This window comes from Phenylobacterium sp. J367, from assembly GCF_024699985.1.
Lineage (GTDB): Bacteria > Pseudomonadota > Alphaproteobacteria > Caulobacterales > Caulobacteraceae > Phenylobacterium.
Genome location: NZ_JAJONA010000001.1, coordinates 637,469 through 652,244, shown reverse-complemented (window position 1 = coordinate 652,244; position 14,776 = coordinate 637,469). Strand labels below are relative to the sequence as shown.

Annotated in this window: 16 protein-coding genes and 1 pseudogene; 9 read left to right on the top strand and 8 right to left on the bottom strand. The window is 71.2% G+C overall.

Annotation, left to right across the window (positions count from 1 at the left end):
- Positions 1 to 2: 2 nt before the first annotated feature.
- From LRS04_RS03615 to LRS04_RS03605, 3 genes and pseudogenes are all read right to left on the bottom strand, one after another.
- Positions 3 to 1,046: pseudogene (locus tag LRS04_RS03615) on the bottom strand (quinone-dependent dihydroorotate dehydrogenase).
- On the bottom strand, positions 1,043 to 1,372 hold the full coding sequence (locus LRS04_RS03610) for a DUF952 domain-containing protein (protein WP_257815194.1): 330 nt from the start codon (positions 1,370 to 1,372) through the stop codon (positions 1,043 to 1,045). The pseudogene LRS04_RS03615 and the gene LRS04_RS03610 overlap by 4 nt, the downstream one beginning before the upstream one ends.
- A gap of 55 nt (positions 1,373 to 1,427) precedes the next feature.
- On the bottom strand, positions 1,428 to 1,865 hold the full coding sequence (locus tag LRS04_RS03605) for a histidine phosphatase family protein (protein WP_257815193.1): 438 nt from the start codon (positions 1,863 to 1,865) through the stop codon (positions 1,428 to 1,430).
- Positions 1,866 to 1,958: 93 nt separating this feature from the next.
- Here LRS04_RS03605 and LRS04_RS03600 point away from each other — a divergent pair, with 93 nt between their 5' ends.
- Positions 1,959 to 3,131 (top strand): homoserine O-acetyltransferase, encoded by a 1,173-nt coding sequence (locus LRS04_RS03600; protein ID WP_257815192.1) that lies wholly within the window; start codon positions 1,959 to 1,961, stop codon positions 3,129 to 3,131.
- Positions 3,128 to 3,862 (top strand): methionine biosynthesis protein MetW, encoded by a 735-nt coding sequence (gene metW, locus LRS04_RS03595; RefSeq protein ID WP_257815190.1) that lies wholly within the window; start codon positions 3,128 to 3,130, stop codon positions 3,860 to 3,862. Before LRS04_RS03600 ends, metW begins: the two co-directional genes overlap by 4 nt.
- Here metW and LRS04_RS03590 read toward each other — a convergent pair.
- Entirely contained in the window at positions 3,859 to 4,203 is a 345-nt protein-coding gene (locus LRS04_RS03590) for a P-II family nitrogen regulator (RefSeq protein WP_257815189.1), read from the bottom strand. The two genes, metW and LRS04_RS03590, sit on opposite strands and share 4 nt — an antisense overlap.
- Before the next feature lie 146 nt (positions 4,204 to 4,349).
- Here LRS04_RS03590 and LRS04_RS03585 point away from each other — a divergent pair, with 146 nt between their 5' ends.
- On the top strand, positions 4,350 to 4,514 hold the full coding sequence (locus tag LRS04_RS03585; protein ID WP_257815188.1) for a hypothetical protein: 165 nt from the start codon (positions 4,350 to 4,352) through the stop codon (positions 4,512 to 4,514).
- Complete coding sequence (locus LRS04_RS03580; protein WP_257815187.1) at positions 4,511 to 4,711, top strand: hypothetical protein; 201 nt, start codon at positions 4,511 to 4,513, stop codon at positions 4,709 to 4,711. The genes LRS04_RS03585 and LRS04_RS03580 overlap by 4 nt, the downstream gene beginning before the upstream one ends.
- Here the strand turns inward: LRS04_RS03580 and LRS04_RS03575 are convergent.
- Positions 4,708 to 5,133: a response regulator gene (locus LRS04_RS03575; protein WP_257815186.1), complete on the bottom strand. Its 426-nt coding sequence runs from the start codon at positions 5,131 to 5,133 to the stop codon at positions 4,708 to 4,710. The genes LRS04_RS03580 and LRS04_RS03575 overlap by 4 nt on opposite strands.
- Before the next feature lie 869 nt (positions 5,134 to 6,002).
- Here LRS04_RS03575 and LRS04_RS03570 point away from each other — a divergent pair.
- Both LRS04_RS03570 and LRS04_RS03565 read left to right on the top strand, forming a co-directional pair.
- On the top strand, positions 6,003 to 7,196 hold the full coding sequence (locus LRS04_RS03570) for a glycosyltransferase family 2 protein (RefSeq protein ID WP_257815185.1): 1,194 nt from the start codon (positions 6,003 to 6,005) through the stop codon (positions 7,194 to 7,196).
- A complete protein-coding gene (locus LRS04_RS03565) occupies positions 7,196 to 8,407 on the top strand; it encodes a glycosyltransferase (RefSeq protein ID WP_257815184.1) in 1,212 nt (403 codons plus the stop codon). Before LRS04_RS03570 ends, LRS04_RS03565 begins: the two co-directional genes overlap by 1 nt.
- Here LRS04_RS03565 and LRS04_RS03560 read toward each other — a convergent pair.
- Both LRS04_RS03560 and LRS04_RS03555 read right to left on the bottom strand, forming a co-directional pair.
- Entirely contained in the window at positions 8,404 to 9,090 is a 687-nt protein-coding gene (locus tag LRS04_RS03560; RefSeq protein WP_257815183.1) for an ABC transporter ATP-binding protein, read from the bottom strand. The genes LRS04_RS03565 and LRS04_RS03560 overlap by 4 nt on opposite strands.
- 60 nt (positions 9,091 to 9,150) lie before the next feature.
- Positions 9,151 to 9,984 carry an ABC transporter permease gene (locus LRS04_RS03555; protein ID WP_257815182.1) on the bottom strand — a complete coding sequence of 278 codons (834 nt, stop codon included), beginning with the start codon at positions 9,982 to 9,984 and terminating at the stop codon, positions 9,151 to 9,153.
- Positions 9,985 to 10,184: 200 nt separating this feature from the next.
- On the opposite strand from LRS04_RS03555, the gene LRS04_RS03550 reads away from it, so the two are divergent.
- The 3 genes from LRS04_RS03550 to LRS04_RS03540 all read left to right on the top strand — a co-directional run bounded on the left by LRS04_RS03550 (position 10,185) and on the right by LRS04_RS03540 (position 12,940).
- Complete coding sequence (locus tag LRS04_RS03550; protein ID WP_257815181.1) at positions 10,185 to 11,201, top strand: glycosyltransferase family 2 protein; 1,017 nt, start codon at positions 10,185 to 10,187, stop codon at positions 11,199 to 11,201.
- A 138-nt stretch (positions 11,202 to 11,339) separates the two neighbouring features.
- Entirely contained in the window at positions 11,340 to 11,567 is a 228-nt protein-coding gene (locus LRS04_RS03545; RefSeq protein ID WP_257815180.1) for an EamA family transporter, read from the top strand.
- Positions 11,564 to 12,940, top strand: coding sequence for a hypothetical protein (locus LRS04_RS03540; protein WP_257815179.1), 1,377 nt, complete (start codon positions 11,564 to 11,566; stop codon positions 12,938 to 12,940). The genes LRS04_RS03545 and LRS04_RS03540 overlap by 4 nt, the downstream gene beginning before the upstream one ends.
- Here the strand turns inward: LRS04_RS03540 and LRS04_RS03535 are convergent.
- Positions 12,889 to 14,769 (bottom strand): glycosyltransferase family 4 protein, encoded by a 1,881-nt coding sequence (locus tag LRS04_RS03535; RefSeq protein ID WP_257815178.1) that lies wholly within the window; start codon positions 14,767 to 14,769, stop codon positions 12,889 to 12,891. The genes LRS04_RS03540 and LRS04_RS03535 overlap by 52 nt on opposite strands.
- Positions 14,770 to 14,776: the final 7 nt, after the last annotated feature.

The window sequence follows — 14,776 nt, the reverse complement described above, 5'->3', positions numbered from 1 at the left end:
GGCTAATTCGCGCCCACCGCTTCACCCAACGCGCGAAAACCGTCGGCGCGCAGGCGTTCGGCCAGCTCGCGCTTGATCCGGCCGACCAGGCCCGGGCCCTCGAAGACCAGGGCGGAATAGAGCTGCACGGCGGACGCGCCGGCGCGGATCTTGGCGTAGGCCTCGGCGCCCGAGCCGATCCCGCCGACCCCGATCAGCGTCACACGGCCCTGCGCGATCTCGGCGAACCGGCCGAGCATCATGGTGGAGAGCCCGGTCAGCGGCGCGCCGGAAAGCCCGCCCGCCTCGTCGCGGAAGCGGGACTTCAGGGCCGGCCGGCTCACCGTCGTGTTGGAGACGATGATCCCGGAAAGCCCGTGGGCCACGACGCAGTCGGTGATCGCCTCGGCCTCGCCGTCCGCCAGGTCCGGCGCGACCTTCAGGAACATGGGGACGAGGCCCTCGGCCGGAAGCGCGTCGCGGGCCTCGGCGAGGCGGCCCAGCAGCTCGTCCAGCGCCGCCCGGGTCTGCAGGGCCCGGAGCCCCGGCGTGTTCGGCGAGGAGATGTTGATGGTGAAGTAGCTCGCCATCCCCCCAGAGGCGCCTGAGCCCGGTCACATAGTCGCCGACCCGGTCCTCGGAGTCCTTGTTGGCGCCGATGTTCGCGCCCACCACGCCCCGGACCGGCCGTGAGAGGCGGGCGGCGAAGGCGTCCAGGCCATCGTTGTTGAAGCCCATGCGGTTGATCACCGCCCGGTCCTCGCTCAGCCGGAAGAGCCTGGGCCGAGGGTTGCCGGCCTGGGGCAGGGGGTGACCGTCCCGCACTCCACGAAGCCGAAGCCGGCGCGCAGCATGGGACCGAACGCCTCGGCGTTCTTGTCGAAGCCGGGCGCCAGGCCCACCGGATTGGACAGCTTCAGGCCGCAGAGTTCGGTGGCCAGGATCGGGTCGTCCCTGCCGGCGACCGGGCCGAGGCCGGCCTTCAGCGCCTGGATCGCGAGCCCGTGGGCGTCCTCGGGATCGAGCCCGCGGAGGGCCCGGGTGGCCAGGGCATGGACGAAGCTCACCCGATCACCGGCGCGCCGTCGGGCCCGAGCGGCGCCTCGGCGACGCTCAGGACGCGGGCCGTCTCCAGCGGGCCGTAGAGGTGCGGGAAGAGGTCGCCGCCGCGCGACGCCTCCCAGCGGAGCGCGGGCCCGAGGTCGTCGGCCTCGATCTCCAGGACGACCAGGTCAGTCTGGCCGGCGAAGTGGCGCCTCGCCGTCTCCTGGGCCTGGGCGGCGGTGGAGAAGTGGATGTAGCCGTCCTTGAGGTCGACCGCGGAGCCCTGGAAGCGGCCGGCCGCCTCCGCCGCCGTCCACTCCGCGCGGGAAAGGATCTTGTAGATCCTCACGCCCGGCCGTCGGGGTAGAACAGGCCGTCGAAGGCCGGGCGGCCGTTGTCGTCGATCAGGAAGACCGCCGCCGCCGCCGGCGGAAGTGCCGTGCGGCCCGGGCGACCAGCAGCGGCTCGCACCCGCCCTGCTGCAGAAGCTCGACCGCCAGCTCCTGGAGGCCCGGGTTGTGGCCCACGACCATCACCGTCCGGTGCTCCCGCCCGACCTTCTCGGCGGCCTGCCGGATCGTCCCCGCGTCGGCGAGGTAGAGTTCCTTGTCGAAGTGCGCCTGCGCGCCCGGGAAGTGCGTCTCGGCCTGGCCCCAGGTCTCCCGCGTCCGCGCCGACGGCGAGACCAACGCCACGTCGGGCGTCATCCCGAGGTCGGCCAGGTGCTCGCCCATGGCCGCGGACTCCCGCTGACCGCGCGGCGCCAGCCGGCGGTCGAAGTCGTCGCCGCTCGTGGAGTCCGGTTCGGCCTTGCCGTGCCGGAGAAGGATCAGGCGTTCCATGAAGATTCGAAGTCCTTGGCCCGACCCCATAGCGGACGGACGCTCGCCTGCGAAGCCATTGACAGGGGTAGGGGTTCGCCCTCTTGAAAGCTCATGGACGACGCGTCCCCCTCCGGCCCGGCGATCGGGCCCCAGGCCATCGAATCCGGCGGCGGAACCTGGAAGTTCCCCGCCGCCCGGCCGCTGCGCCTGGATTCCGGCGCGACGCTCAGCCCGCTGGAGATCGGCTACAAGACCTACGGCGTCCTCAACGAGACGAAGTCCAACGCCGTCCTCGTCTGCCATGCGCTGACCGGCGACCAGCACGCCGCCTCGCCGCACCCGATCACCGGCAAGCCCGGCTGGTGGGACCGCGTCATCGGCCCCGGCCTGCCCCTCGACACCGACCGCTACTTCGTCATCGCCACCAATGTGGTCGGCGGCTGCATGGGGTCCACCGGCCCTGGCTCCACGAACCCGGAGACGGGTGAGCCCTACGGTCTGAGCTTCCCGATGATCACCATCGCCGACATGGTCCGCGCCCAGGCCATGCTGATCGACGCGCTGGGGATCGAGACCCTGTTCGCCGTGGTCGGCGGCTCGATGGGCGGCATGCAGGTCCTGCAGTGGGCGGCGGACTATCCGGAGAAGCTGTTCAGCGCCGTCTGCATCGCTTCGGCCGCCCGCCACTCGGCCCAGAACATCGCCTTCCACGAGGTCGGCCGCCAGGCGATCATGGCCGACCCCGACTGGCAGGGCGGCGCCTACGAGAAGGCCGGCGTCAGCCCGTCGAAGGGCCTGGCCGTGGCCCGAATGGCGGCGCACATCACCTACCTGTCGGAAGCCGCGCTGCAGCGGAAGTTCGGCCGCGAACTGCGCCGCGACGGCCTCTCCTGGGGCTTCGACGCCGACTTCCAGGTGGAGAGCTACCTCCGCCACCAGGGGGCCAGCTTCGTCGACCGGTTCGACGCCAATTCCTACCTCTACATCACCCGCGCGCTCGACTACTTCGACCTCGCGGCCAGCCATGACGGCATACTGGCCCAGGCCTTTCAGAAGGCCCGCGGCGTGCGCTTCATGGTGCTCTCGTTCTCGTCCGACTGGCTCTATTCCACCGCGGAGAGCCGCGACATCGTGCGCGCGCTCAACGCCGCCGGCTGCCGGGCCAGCTTCGTGGAGATCGAGACCGACAAGGGCCACGACGCCTTCTTCCTGGACGAGCCGCAGCTCGACGCCACCCTTCGCGGCTTCATCAGCTCCGCCGCCCAGGCGAGAGGGCTTGCGTGACGGTCATCCGCGAGGACTTCCGCGAGATCCTTCGCCTCGTGCGCCCCGGCGCGCGGGTGCTCGACGTGGGCTGCGAGGACGGTGAGCTGCTGGAGCTGCTGACCCGCGAGAAGCGCGTGGACGGCCAGGGGCTGGAGATCAGCCCGGAAGGCGTCGCCGCCTGCCTCGCCAAGGGCCTGGCGGTGGTGCAGGGAGACGGGGACCGCGACCTCGACCACTTCCCGACCCGCAGCTTCGACTACGCCATCCTGTCGAAGACCCTGCAGCAGATGCGCGAGCCGAGGCACGTGCTCTCCGAACTCCTGCGCATCGCCGACCAGGCGATCGTCTCGGTGCCGAACTTCGGCCACTGGCGGATGCGGCTCTCCCTGATGACGCGGGGCCGGATGCCGGAGACCCGGGCCCTGCCCGACCCCTGGTGGTCGACGCCCAACATCCACCTCTGCACCCTGCGCGACTTCACCGACCTCTGCGAGGACCTGGACCTCAGGATCGACGCCTGTGCGGCGCTGACCAACGGCAAGCCGGCCCGGGCCATCGACCCGGTGAAGGGCCTGGAGAACTGGCGGTCGGAATCGGCGCTCTTCCTGCTCAGCCGCCGGGCCGAGGATCGTCCGGACGCCGTGCCCACCGACCTCTTCGGCGAGGTGGCCCTTCCGAAGGCCGAGGCTCCGGCCAGGCCGAAGCGGCGCGGAAAGTCGAAGGCCGCAGAGCAGCCGGACCTGCTCTAGCCCGCGATGGCGGCGGCGTCGCGGTCGCCGGTGCGGATGCGCAGGGCCTGTTCCAAGTCGAGGACGAACACCTTGCCGTCGCCGATCTTGCCGGTGTTGGCGGTCGTCGCGACGGCCTCCACCACCTTGTCGGCGATGTCGGTCGGCACGGCGATCTCCAGCTTCACCTTGGGGAGCAGCTTCACTTCGTACTCCGCGCCCCGGTAGACCTCGGTCTTGCCGCGCTGGCGGCCGTAGCCGCGCACCTCGGTCACAGTCAGGCCCGAGGCGCCCGCCTCGGTGACGGCCTCGAGAACCGCATCGAGACGGCTCGGCTTGATGATCGCGATGATCATCTTCATGCGCATGGACTCCGGTCTTGCGAGCCCTGGAAGCTAAGGCTTTCGCGGGCCCGCGCCTAGTGGTCCCGCTGGAACCGGGCTCGATCTGCCCGGGTTGTGAGCGGTCCCTGCCGCCATACCGGCGGCAGGCGTGCCGGAGGTGTCCCGTGTCGCCAAGAATGCGCGCCGTCAAGGTGAAGCAGACGCCCGACGGAACGCGGGTGGAGGTCTACACCCTGCCCAGCGGGTCGCGGCTTTACGTGCCGCTCGTGGCGTCCTGGAACTTCAAGGCGGCCCGTACGGCGCTGGCGCGGGCCGAGGCCGGCCGGTGAACCGCAACGACCTTGTGGTGGCCCCCGCCGGCGACCGGTGGGGCGTGAGCTCCGGCCGCGAGCTCCTGGCGCTCGCCGAGACCGAGCAGGACGCCCAGCGTCTGGCGGCCGAGGCGTCGAAGATCCTGCGCGCCAGCGGCGGCGATTCCCGCGTGGTGGTGAAGCCGGAGCGGCGGAGCTTCCGGAAGGAGGACTAGCTGGCCTTGGCCACCGGCCAGACCTCGAACACCTCGAGACCGCGCGGCAGGCGGGCGGGTCTGCGGCCGGCGGCCAGCGCCATGGCGCACGGCACGGTCGCGACGAGGGATCTGAAGCTGAAGGGCTTGGTGAGCACCCCGAGCGCGGCGTCGCACGCCTGCCGGGCCTGGGCATGCTGGCCGGTGACGAAGATCACGGGCAGGCCGAACCGGGACTTCAGGGCGCGGGCCAGTCCGATCCCCTCGTCGTGGCCGGCGAGGTTGATGTCCACCAGCGCCAGGTCGGGCCGCGCCCTGGCCGTCAGCGCCTCGGCTTCCGCGACGCTGCCCGCCGGGCCCAGCACCTCGTAGCCGGCGTCCACGAGCTCCCACTCGATGGACGCTGCGATCATGGGTTCGTCTTCGACGACGAGAACAAGCACCAGCCCGCCTCCACTCTGCGAACCGCCCCCTGGCCAATTGATGGCCCAAGCCGACTGATCGATCCACAGGCGCGACCAATTCGCCCCTGCGGCAGAATAGCGCAGACGGTCAGTCAGTTGAAAGATGTAATCGAACCTTGGCTGTAGAGCGAACGGCGATTTCCCAGTATTTATAGGCTGTCGGCGGACCGAATGCGGACGGCGGGAAGCAAAAGCGGCGAACAAGCGCTGCCATTCTATTGTCAAGCTTCTCGCGAAATGGCCGCCGGTTCGCTTCCCCGGGGAGGTTGGGCGGCGCCTTGGCGCCGCGTCCGTCGGCCCGCCGCCTTTGCGCCCGGCGAGAGGTCTGGTAAGCGGCCCCATGCTCGCCGCCACCCCGGAGAAGCCCCCCGCGTGAGGGCCGAACGGCGCCCCGCGCGCCCGTCCCCCCAGCGAGGCGGAGATCCTGCGGCGCAGGCTCGAGACCGCCGAGCGCCAGATCGCCGTGCTCCGCAACGAGATCGCCATCCTGCAGGACGTCCGCCGCGAGCAGGCGATTCGCCTGGACGCGGTCCTGCGCTCCACCTCCTGGCGGCTGACGCGCCCGCTGCGCGGCGTCATGATGCTGCTGCGGGGCGAGCTGAGCCTGGGCGGCGTCCTCCGCCGCCTGGGCCTGCGCAAGGCGCCGACGCCCGCGACAGGGGCCGTGTGGATCGCCCGCCCGGCGCCCGCCGGCGCGTCCCTCCCAGCGCCCGCGCCGGTCCCGTTCGTGGCGCCCGCCGGTCCGCTGCCCGCGCTGCCGGCGCTGAGCTTCCCCATCGAGGGCGACCTCGCCTGGCTCCCCCGAGCTCACCGGCGAGGCGCTGGAGCCGCTCGACGCCGTCGTCTCGGTGATCATCCCGACCTACAACGCCGGGTCGGAGTTCTACTGGCTGCTCCGCAAGCTGAAGGCCCAGAAGGGGCTGAAGGGCGTCGAGGTGGTGGTGGTCGATTCCGGCTCGTCCGACGGCACCGACACGCTCGCCGAAAAGCACGGCTGCACGGTCGTGCGGATCCCCAACAGCGAGTTCTCGCACAGCCACGCGCGCAACCTCGGCGCCGATGCGGCCTCGGGCGACCTCTACCTGTTCACCGTGCAGGACGCCTATCCGGCCAGCGATACCTGGCTCTACACGCTCGCCCGCCCGCTGCTGCGGCCGGCCAGCGAGGACGAGCGGGTCTCGGCCCTTTCGGCCACCGAGTTCCCGAGGCGCGACAGCGAGCTGCTCTACAACGCCGGCGTCGACACCCACTATTCGTTCCTCGGCTGCCGCCACAACGACCGCCTTGGGCGGATGGTGGAGCGGGACCACATGTCCCTGCGCTCCCAGGGCCAGCTCAGCGACGTCGCCTGCCTGATCCCGGCCGAGACCTTCCAGTCCTACCGCTACGAGGGGCGCTACGCCGAGGATCTGATCCTGGGCGTGCGCATGATCCGCGAGGGTCACCGCCTGGCCATGGTCTCCTCGGCGAAGATCATCCACTCCCACAACCGCCCGGCCCGCTACCACCTGAAGCGGACCTTCGTGGACGTGCTCTTCCTGCTCGACGTCTTCCCGGACTTCAGCATGCCGGTGGTGGAATCGGTCCGCGGCATCGTCGGCGGCGCCTCGGCCCTGCACGCACTGTTCCAGGCCTGGACCCCGCCGACGGGCGCGCCGGCCGGCGAGACCATCGCCGAGTTCGCCCGCCGCGCGCGGCGCCTCGCCGTCGACGACGCGCCGGCCCAGCCGATCCACTTCGGCTTCGAGCCGCTCGGCCCCTGGCTCGCCGAGGCGATTCCCGCCGACACCCATGCCTCGCGCTGGGACGCCGAGCTGATGCGGAACATGTTCGCCGACCGGCTGGAGGGCCTGGCCGCCTTCGCCGGCCGGGTCTATGGCCCGATCGACGATCACCTGGCCGTCGAGATGCGCCACGCGGTGGAGAAGACGCTCGCCTCCACCATGGGGGCCCTTCTCGCCTACGCCTACGCCGGCCAGTCCGACGCGCGGCGGCCCGAACGGATGAAGGCCCTCTACGACATGATGCTGGCGGGCGTCTGATGCGGATCCTCTATGTCGTCCACCAGTTCTTCCCGGAGTTCTCGGGGGGCACCGAGCAGGTCACCCTGAACCACGCCAAGGCGGCCCAGCGCGACGGCGCCTATGCCGAGGTCCTCACCGTCACCGTCGGCGAGGCGCCGAAGGTCCCGGCCTACACCGTCGACGGCGTGCCCGTTCACGTGATCGGCCAGGCGGTGGGCGACGCCCTGCTCCAGCTCGGCTACGGCGAGGAGGCGGCCCTGAAGCGGCGCGTCGAGCGCTACCTCGACAGCCGCCCACCGTTCGACGCCGTCCATGTGATGCACGCCTTCCGCCTCGTCGAGGCCGTCGAGGTGCTCGCCGAGCGGCGCATCCCCTACGCGGTGACGCTCACCGACTTCTTCTCGATCTGCCACCGGATCAACCTGATCCGCGTGAACGGCGACCTCTGCGCCGGGCCTGAGGGCGGCGCCGCCTGCGCCGCCTTCTGCACCATCCCGGAGGCGGCGCCGGAAGCCTATGCCGCCCGCTACGAGCGCCTTACAGGCCTGCTGCGCCAGGCCTCGGCGGTCGTCGCGGTCTCGGAGTATGTCGCCGGGCGGATCCGCGACCAGGTCCCGGGCCTGAAGGTCCTGGTGGTCGGCAACGGCGTCGACCTGCTGCGCTTCGGCCCGCCGAAGAAGCGGCCGGCGGACCGCCCGCTGACCTTCGGCTATCTCGGAACCGTCTCGGAGGCCAAGGGCGCCGGCGTGCTGGCCGAGGGCTTCGCCCGCGCGGCCCCCGAGGGCGCCGTCCTGCGCATCGTCGGCCCCTGCTACGACGACGCGCTCGCCGCCCGCCTGCGCGGTCTCGGCCCTTCCATCTCGCTGGAAGGCCCGGTGAAGGCCGACGACGTGCCGGACGTCCTCGCCGGCTTCGACATCCTCTGCGTGCCGAGCCAGGTGCCCGAGGCCTTCTCGCTGTCGCTGCACGAGGGCTTCGCCGCCGGTCTGCCGGCGCTTGTGTCGGACATCGGCAACGTCGCCGCCGTGGTGGCGAAGCACCGCTGCGGTCGGACCGTGAAGGCGACCAGCGTCGAGGCCTGGGCCGAGGCGATCACCTTCGCGGCGAGCAAGCCGAAGACCGTCGCCAACTGGCGAAAGGCGCTCCCGCTGCCGCTCCGCAGCGAGGAGGAGGCCTTCTTCTACAGCCAGATCTACCGCGGGCTGGCGAGGCTCCGCGCAGCTGCCTAGGCGGCGAGCAGCTCGTCCATCTTGCGGATGTCGGTGACCGGCGAGGCGACGCCGCCCTCCAGCCGCATGACCTTGTTGCAGTAGCGGCGCAGCAGCTCGGTGTCGTGGCTGGCCAGCACCAGGATGCCGGCGTGCTCCACGAGCTTCAGGAGCCGCTTGTGGGCGAGCTTCTGGAAGTCGGCGTCGCCGACCGCGATCCACTCGTCCATCAGCAGCACGTCGCATTCGACGGCGGTGGCCGCCGCGAAGGCCATGCGCGCCTGCATGCCGGCCGAATAGGTCTTCACCGGCATGGCCAGGAACGGCCCCAGGCCCGTGAACTCGGCGATCTCGTCCATGCGCTCGTCGATCTCCTTGGAGGACATGCCGGAGATCCGGCCGCGCAGGCGGATGTTGTCATAGCCGGTGGCGGTGGAGTCGATGCCGAGGCCGAGGTCGAGCAGGGCGGCGATGCGGCCGCGCACCTCCACCTGGCCCTCGTCCGGCTCATAGGCGCCGGAGAGCGCGCGCAGCAGGGTGGTCTTGCCCGAGCCGTTGTGGCCGATCAGGCCCAGCCGGTCGCCGGCCTTCAGCTCGAGGTTCAGGCCCTGCAGGGCGGTCACGTCGGTGGAGCCGTGGTGCTCGCCCAGCCGTCCGCCGACCGTGATGTTCGCCAGGTGCTTCTTCAGCGACTTGGCGTCCACCCCGTAGACGGGGAAGCGGATGGTGAGGTCCCGGCAGGGAGACGGAGACGGGGGGCGGCTTCATAGGTAGTGCACGATCCGGCGGCGGGTCACCGCGAAGATGCTGAAGGTGACGGCCCAGCCCGCCAGCGCCATCACCGACAGCACCGTATAGCTGAGCGCATCCACCGGCGCGCCCAGCAACGGGGCGCGGACGGCCTCCAGCATGTGGAAGAAGGGATTCACCGTCAGGAAGACGTGCTTGTCGCCGAACTTGCTCGCCTGCCAGAAGACCGGCGTCATGAAGAAGGCGAACTGCATCACCGACTGGACGATCTGCGGGATGTCGCGGAAGCGGGCCGACGCGATGCCGGCCAGCATGCTCATCCAGGAGACGTTGAGCACCAGGAACAGCAGGCCGACGAGGGCCAGCGCCGGATCTGCCTGCTGCCAGGTCCCGAACCAGAGGAGCACCGCCACCACGATGACCACGTGGTGGCCGAGGTTGATCAGGTTCCTGAGCACCGTGCGCCAGACGAAGGTGAACATCGGCAGGCTGGTCTGGGAGAGAATCCCCGCGGCGTTGACGAAGGTCTCGCAGCCCTCGTTCACCACCCCGTTGATCACGCCGAAGAACACGATGCCCAGCGCCACGTAGGGCATCAGCTCGGCGAGCGGGATGTTCAGCAGGCGCGAATAGAGGAAGCCGATCCCCAGGACCATGAGGCCCATGGAGAGCGTGATCCAGAAGGGGCCCAGGATCGAACCGCGGTAGCGCGAGACGATGTCGTGCCAGGCCAGCGACCAGGCCAGGCCCAGCCGTTCGACCGAATTGCGCAGGTCGCGCATCGCCATCTGGAACTCGAACAGCGGCCCGCGCCGTCCGGTCCGCAGCATGTGGGTGGCGGTTTCCATCAACACTCCCGACGAGAGGGCGCGGAGGTATCAGCCGGGGCGGTGGCGCGCAACACGGCGGCTTGCCGCGCCGGCGGCCTTTTGCCAGCCCCCACGCTTCCGTGTTAGCCCGCCGGGCAGGGGGCCAGACCGGTTCGTATGACGTCCTTCGACAACATTGCGCGTGAGGCGCCGCTGTCTGCGGACGAGCGGCGCGGCCTTTGCGGGTCCTGCCGCCGAAGCTCGACGGCGCCGGCGTCTGGCTGGTGGTGCCCTGCTTCAAGGTCACCGCCCACATCCTCAAGGTGATCGCCAAGGCGCCGCCGTGGATCGAGGGCATCGTCTGCGTCGACGACGCCTGCCCGGAGGGGTCGGGCGATTTCATCGAGGCCAACAACACCGACCCGCGCGTGGTCGTCGTGCGCCTGCCGCAGAATCTCGGCGTCGGCGGCGCGACGCTCGCCGGCTATCGCGAGGCGGTGCGCCGGGGCGGCCAGGTGCTGGTCAAGGTCGACGGCGACGACCAGATGGACCTCGGCTACGTTGCCCATCTCGTCGCGCCGATCCTGCTGGGCGAGGCCGACTACGCCAAGGGCAACCGCTTCACCTCGATCAGCCACCTGCGCGCCATGCCGTCGGTCCGGGTGTTCGGCAACGCCGCGCTCAGCTTCGCGGCCAAGCTCTCCACCGGCTACTGGAACATCTTCGACCCGACCAACGGCTACACGGCCATCGAGGCCAATGTCGCGCGCATGGTCATGGAGAAGCGGGTGTCGAAGCGCTTCTTCTTCGAGACCGACCTGCTCTACCACCTGGGCACGCTGCGCGCCGTGGTCCGCGACGTGCCCATGCCGGCCCGCTACGCCGACGAGGTTTCGAACCTGCGGATCGGCGCCATCGTCGGGCCGTTCGCCTTCAAGCACCTCAGGAACTTCTTTCAGCGGGTGATCGGCCAGTACTTCGTGCGCGACTTCCACGCCGCCAGCCTGGAGATGGTCTTCGGCCTCTTCGGGGTGCTGTTCGGCGTCGGCTACGCCGCCAACTACCTGGCCAACCGCACGCCGGGCCAGGCGGCCTCGGCCGGCGTCGTCATGGCCGCGGCCCTGCCGATCATCCTGGGCGCGCAGTTCCTCCTCCAGGCCATGAACTTCGACGTGCTGAACGTGCCGACCCGGCCTATTCACCCGTACCTGCGGACCATCGCCCGGATGGAGCAGGAAGAGGACGCCGCCCGTTGACGCCCAAGGACATCGCGCTTTGCAGCTTCTTCGCGTTCGCCATGCCGTTCGGCCAGGCGCTCTTCAAATGGGGCGCGGTCTATAACGAGCGGCTCACCGGCCCCCTTCGCGCTGCGCATTCTCCAGAACTGGCCGCTGATGGGCGCCTTCGCCTGGTACGCCATGACCGCGCTGTTGTGGTTCTACGTGCTCACCCGCGTGCCGCTGTCGACCGCCTACGCCTTCTCGCTGGTCGGCGCCTGCCTCGTGCCGCTGATCGGCTGGGCGGTGTTCAAGGAGCAGCCGTCGCTCTCCATGGCCGCCGGCTACGCCCTGATGCTGGCCGGCCTCTACCTGATCCTCGGCCGTCCGGGAGCCGCCGCTTGACCGCCCTGAAGCTCCGCCTCGAAGCCGCCGACGTCACCCGCTGGGCGCTGGTCGCCGGCTACCTGCTGGTGCTGGCCCTGAACCTGCCCGGCCACCTCTCGGTCGACCCGGTGCTGTCGCTCTACGAGGGCCGCTTCCACGAGCGGATCACCTGGGGCCCGCCGTTCCACGCCTGGGTGCTGGGCGTGTTCGACGCCCTGCTGGCCGGGACCTCGCTCTATGTCGTGGCCACCAGCCTGATGCTGTTCGGCGGCTGGATGTGGCTGGTCCGGATGTCGGGCCGTGTCTCGTGGTTCGCGGTGGCCGCGGCCATCGCCGTGGTGCTGACCCCCAACGTCCTCGTCTATCAGGGGATCGTCTGGAAGGACGTCTTCTTCGCCAACACCGCGACGCTCGGCTTCATCTGCCTGATCGGCGCCTCGCGGGCCTGGGCCGAAGGACGCCGGCCGCTCATCGCGCTCGGCGGCGCGGCCCTGCTGTTCGCCATGGCCAGTCTCGTGCGCCAGAACGGCCTCGTCGCCTGGCTGCCCGCCGCCGCCGTCATCGCCTGGGCGCTCCGCGACAAGGGCTGGCGCACCGCCGCGAGCTGGGCCGGCGGCTGGCTCGTCCTGGTGGCCCTGATCGCCCAGACCCTGTCGGTCAGCGCCATCCCGGGAGAGAGCGACAACAAGGCGATCTCCCGCGGTGTCCGCATCGTCCAGCACTACGACCTGGCCGGCGCCATCGCCCACGACCCGACCCTGCCGCTCAGCCATATCGACGCGGCCAATCCGAAGGCCGACGACATCCTGCGGGCCCGCGCCGGCCAGCGCTGGTCGCCCGACCGGGTCGACTGGCTGGGCGCCGATCCGGTGGTGGGCCGCACGCTCTGGAAGCTGCCCGACGAGACCGTCCGCGCCGAGTGGCTGGACCTGATCCGCGAGCATCCGGGGACCTATCTGCAGGTCCGCCTGGCCGACTTCCAGTGGGTGTTCGCGACCCCGATCATCGACCGCTGCCTGCCGGTGCACGTGGGCGTCACCGGCCCGCCGGAGCGGATGGCCGCCCTGAAGCTGGCCGAGCGCCGCGATCCGCGCGACGACCAGCTCTACAACTACACGACCTGGTTCCTGGACACGCCGGTCATGTCCCACGTGGCCTATGGGCTTCTCGCCCTGATGGTCGCCGGGGCCCTGCTGGTCCGCCGCCGGCCGGAGGACATCCCCGTCATCGCCCTGCAGGTCGCGGCCCTCGGGTTCACCGCCAGCTTCCTGGTGATCTCCATCGCCTGCGACTACCGCTACCTCTACTTCCTCGACGTGGCGGCGCTGACCGGGCTGCTCTACCTGTCGCTCGATCCGACGGGCTGGCGCCGGTCCGCCCGCAGCGCCTGAACCCGCGCCGCGAGGCGCCGGCCGACGGCGGCGTAGGAGAGCGTCTCGCGGATATGGGCCCGGCTCCGTTCGGCCAGGGCCCGGGCGGCCTCGGGATCGTCGATCAGGCTCTCGATCAGCCGTGAGGCGTGCTCCGCCGAGGGTTCGGCCCAGACCTGGCCCTCGCCGTGCGGATAGGCGCCCGGCGGCACGGGGACGAGGGTGAAGTCCACCTTCAGCCCGACGCCTTCCGGCATGAAGTCCACCGTCCCGGAATAGCCGGTGGCGATCGCCGGGCGGCCCAGCGCCATGGCCTCCGCCGGCCCGCGCCCGAAGCCCTCGGAGCGGTGCAGGGAGACGAAGGCGTCGCAGGCGCCGACGAGCCCGCGGATCTCCGCGTCGCTGAAATCGCCCTCCAGCAGCCGGGCGCGTTCGCCCAGCGCCGCGATCCGCGCCTGGAAGGCGTCGCGCTCGCTCCGGCTGGCGGGTGTGCCGCGGACCTTGACCACGGCCAGCAGCCGCGCCTCGGGCCGTCGCGCCGCCAGCCGCTCCACCGCCGCCAGCACGCCCTCCGGGTTCTTCCGCGCTGCATGGGAGGCGAAGTCGAAGAAGAACAGCACCGCGAACGCGTCCTCGGGAATGCCGAAGTGGGCGCGGCCCAGCCCGGGCTCGGGCTCCGGCTGCACGGCCAGCGGGATCACCTGGACCGGGCGGTCCACGGCGCCGGCGATGGCGTCGCGCACGAAGGCGGAGGGCGCCCAGATCTCGTCGAACGGCGCAAGCGCCCGGGCGTAGGCCGCCGGATAGCGCGCCAGCTCCCAGGCCGGATAGACGACGTTCAGCGCCGCCTCGAACGCCCCGCGGCCCAGGCGGTCGACCACGCGCCCGATCTCGTCGGCGTTGACGCAGAAGACGTTGAGCGGCCCGAGATCCTCGGCGACCAGCGCCCGCAGCGGCGCCCAGGCCGGGTCGGCGATGACGGCGGTCCGGGCGACGTCGACGATCCGCACCCCGACGCCCGCCGCCTGCAGCGACCGCAGCGTCACCCGCAGGTGCTCGCCCATGCCGGTCGGGCTGAACGGATAGCCGACCAGAGTGACGGCCCGATCCGCGGGCGGGGCTGCGCCGACCGGCGGCGCCGGGCTGTGGCGAACCCGCGCCGCGCCCTGGGTCACGTGGTGCAGCAGCGGCGCGATGCCCGCCTCGGCGGCGCCGGGCGTCCGGTTCAGGTAGGCGCCGCCCGCGAAGTCCGGGTGCGGGTCCAGGCCTGCGCGCCAGCCTTCCCGCAAATAGTGGCTGAGGGGGTTCTCGCCGGTCCGCGCCACCGCCTCGCACTGGCCGACGTAGTGCCTGAGGTAGAACAGCGGGTGCGGGTCGCGGCCCTCGGCGGCGCCCTCGAACAGGAAGTCCTGCAGGGCGGTCAGCCGGCTGCCGGGCGTGCGCACCCGCTTGGGCTCGACCAGCGGATGCGGCCACCGGCCCTCCAGGTCGCCCTGCACCAGGTAGTGGGCGAGCGGGGCCCAGCGCGTGCCGGCCAGTCCCGGCGCGCGGTCGAGATACCAGGCCTGGTCGAACAGCGCCTTCGGCTGGACCGCCGGATCCGGGCCGGCGCGCACATAGTCGAGGAGGCCGTGCGGCTCGTCCGCCACGCTGCCGAGCGCGGTCTCCAGGTCCATGTGCCAAGCCCCGGAACTCGCCAGCAGCAGGGTCCGCCCCGGCGTCTTGCCGCGTGCCAGCAACTTCAGGATCCGCTCGGGCGGCACGCGGCCCGCCCGCGCGGCATAGCGCCGGCGGTTGGCCGCCTGGAACCGCCGCCAGCGGTCTTCGGCAAGGGATGCGGTGTCAGTCATCGGCGCG